The 2,896-nt window shown below is 56.2% G+C and carries 5 protein-coding genes; 4 read left to right on the top strand and 1 reads right to left on the bottom strand.

What is annotated here, in order from left to right; all coding sequences use genetic code 11:
• The 4 genes from crn3 to QJQ48_RS27615 form a co-directional block, all read left to right on the top strand.
• On the top strand, positions 1–832 hold an 832-nt coding region (crn3, locus tag QJQ48_RS27630), incomplete at its 5' end, for a CRISPR-associated ring nuclease Crn3/Csx3 (RefSeq protein ID WP_346294431.1).
• Complete coding sequence (locus QJQ48_RS27625; RefSeq protein WP_346294430.1) at positions 829–2,244, top strand: TIGR03985 family CRISPR-associated protein; 1,416 nt, start codon at positions 829–831, stop codon at positions 2,242–2,244. The genes crn3 and QJQ48_RS27625, both read left to right, overlap by 4 nt.
• A complete protein-coding gene (locus QJQ48_RS27620; protein ID WP_346294429.1) occupies positions 2,234–2,572 on the top strand; it encodes an HD domain-containing protein in 339 nt (112 codons plus the stop codon). Before QJQ48_RS27625 ends, QJQ48_RS27620 begins: the two co-directional genes overlap by 11 nt.
• Before the next feature lie 5 nt (positions 2,573–2,577).
• Positions 2,578–2,775: a hypothetical protein gene (locus QJQ48_RS27615; RefSeq protein WP_346294432.1), complete on the top strand. Its 198-nt coding sequence runs from the start codon at positions 2,578–2,580 to the stop codon at positions 2,773–2,775.
• On the opposite strand, the gene QJQ48_RS27610 is transcribed toward QJQ48_RS27615, so the two are convergent.
• Positions 2,727–2,896: IS1 family transposase (locus QJQ48_RS27610; RefSeq protein WP_346294185.1), on the bottom strand; the 170-nt coding region annotated here is incomplete at its 5' end. The genes QJQ48_RS27615 and QJQ48_RS27610 overlap by 49 nt on opposite strands.

The raw sequence follows: 2,896 nt of genomic DNA, 5'->3' as shown, positions 1-2,896 counted from the left end.
AATTTCGTCCAGCAGCCTCTCAGATCTCCACCTGCCCCCCAGCCTAGATCTGACCCAGGGACTGGTGCTGTACGGCCAAGCCCCCATCTGGCTCTACAGCACCTTGATTCATCACTGCCACGCCGCCCCTTGGCTTGGCTGCTACGATGCCCGCAGCGGCAGCGTCATTGTGATTCATAGCCGCGTCACCTCACCAAACATTGGCGATACCCTGAAACTGCAGCCCCGCCGCACCGACTGTCCCGCCATCCTCATCGGCGGCCCGCCCAACAGCGGCAAAAGCGTCTTCGCCAACGCCCTGCGCCGTAGCCTGATTGCCCAGAATCCCCAGCGCAAACACTATCTACACCGCGCCAGTTGGGACGGCGAAGGCAACTGGGCCTACGAAACCGCCAACGCCGACATGGTTGATGCCTTGGTGCGGCTCAACGAATTTCGCATCCACGAAGACCCCGAAACCGCCAAGCTAATTCCCAGCTACTTCAAGTACCATGCCAGCGCGATCGCCAATCTGCGCCCCCTCGTCGATCGGCTGCTCATAGACGTAGGCGGCCTGCCCCAGCCAGAAAAAGAACCCCTGGTCAAACAGTGCAGTCACTACATCATCATCAGCCGTCTACCTCAAGCAATTGACGGCTGGCACCGCCTCTGTCAGCCTCACCTCAAACCACTTGCAGTAATCCACAGCGTCTTAGAACCCCGGCTAGAGATTCTGCAAACCCAGCCCTTTCTAGAAATCGTAGCCGGCCCCTGGCTCACAGGCGAAACCGCCCACATTCCCGACTGTTTGCTAACCGCCATCAACGCTGAATTAGCGCTTGAACGCCAATGAGCGATCGCATTTGGCAAGCAGCCCCCACCGTCCCGCTGCTGCAGTGGCTCGCCCGTGGCTCACTGCGACAAAACCTGCTGCAGGCAGTGCGCCTCTGGGTTTGGCTGCGCCTGCTCTACGGCCCCGAAGACGAGCGGCTGCCACTGCCCGATTCCTTCAGCTATCCTGACTGGCGCGATCGCTTCTTTACCCCCAGCCATCCTAGCCAAGATCAAAAACCGCAGCTCCATGATCCTGACTGCCCCTGCGCCAAAACCACAGTCGCTTGGCTGTTTACATCTGACTTGAAGCTATCTCAGCCCCAATGGGAACAGCAGCTAACAACTACCAGCGCCCGATCCGAGCTTACCCAGCAGATTCAGACCTTTCGCCAAGCGCTGAGCGATCACAATCAGCTTCCGGCCAATTTCGAGACTTTACTGGAAGCTCACCTCTTTGGCTTTACCCGTCGCACTCTCTATGGAGACCTGCGGCTCCTGGCAGATATTCACTGGTTACAGCCAAAAGGAAATCAGTTTTCTAAAGTCACCACATGGCCTGACTATCCTGCCCAAGCCGAAAAGTTATCCCTGGCTTCCTATCAAGAACTTGGCTTCTTGACCCAGCCAGATCTGGCCGCGATCGCTGAAAATCTCTCACGTCCTCTGGGCCGCGATCGCCGCTTCTTTGTCCGCGTAGACTACGTGATTGCCCGACAAAAGCTAGACAAAGTAGACGACTGGCAGGCACTTCTGGCCGAACTCTGGCAGCAGCACCCCATTCCACCAGTTTGCCTACGCTATCAGGGTGCAGGCGAAACCCATGCCCACCCGCTACTTGTCTATCCTGTCTGCATCTACTACTACCGCCGAGGCCCTTACCTCTGCGCCTACGGCCAGGTTCCGCATCAGCCCTCAAATGCTCTCGACTGGCGCAACTACCGCTTAGACCGGATTGAAGCAATTGAAATCCTCGACTGGAACCAAGCGGACATTCCGGCTGACCTGCAGCAGCGATACCGCCACCAAACCTTACCCACTCCAGACGATATTGAAACCGCAATGGCAGATGCCTGGGGCTTTGACTACTATCAGCCCAGTCAGCGACTACTGCTGCGCTTTGACACCGAATGGAACCGGCGCTATATCCAAGACACCTTACGCCATAGCACCTTCACCCAGATTAGCTATCAGCAAGTCGCTCAGCGTCTGCAGCAGCACCTCAGCGGTCAGCCCCAGCAAGAAATGTTGGCTCTATGGCGCGATCGCCCTCAGAGCGATGCCTACTATGAGGCTCAGTACCGTCAGAATGACCCCAATGTGCGGCAGCGCCTCCGGGCTTGGCGACCCCATGTCGAAGTTCTCCTGCCCTGGGACCTCCGTCAACGCATGATTACCGAAATTAAAAAAGAAATCGAATTCTATGGCCTGTAATCGCCAGCCTGCTGTCCTCTCCAATCGCTTTGCTGATGCCTTTGCTTACACCCTTAGCCTCCACCGTCATCAATGCCGCAAAGTGCAGCCCGTTCCCTACATAGCGCATCTCATGGGCGTTGCTGCTCTTGTCCTGGAAGATGGCGGCAGTGAAGACGAAGCGATCGCTGCTCTCTTGCATGATGCTGTAGAAGACCAGGGAGGCGAGCCGATTCGCATTCAGATTCGCCACCGCTACGGTGAATTTATTCTGGCTCTGGTTGATGCTTGTACAGAGTCCCAAAGCAGCCTCAGCAGAGCTGGCGAGACCACAAACTCAGATACCTGAATCAGGTGCAACACGTTTCTGCACCGGCACAGCGCATCATTCTGGCAGATAAGCTGCATAATCTGCGATCGCTGCTGGCTAACTGGCAACAGTTTGGCAATGCTATTTGGGCGCAGTTTTCAGGCCAGCCGCTAGACTATCTGGCGTTGCTGAATCAAGAGATGAATCTTGGAGGCACTGGAACATCGTCAAACTTGAGGTAGTGAAGTAACAATCGGACAGAGTGAGCCAGCATGTCTACGGACTTCGAGTAACAAAGCGTTTTGCGATGCAGCCGAGCCAGATAGTGCCGCAATCGGGTGTTTTCGCCTTCCACTCGAGTCA

It is taken from the genome of Sphaerothrix gracilis Ecp01 (genome assembly GCF_030405905.1).
Lineage (GTDB): Bacteria > Cyanobacteriota > Cyanobacteriia > Phormidesmidales > Phormidesmidaceae > Sphaerothrix > Sphaerothrix gracilis.
This window is presented reverse-complemented; position numbering and strand designations above follow the sequence as displayed.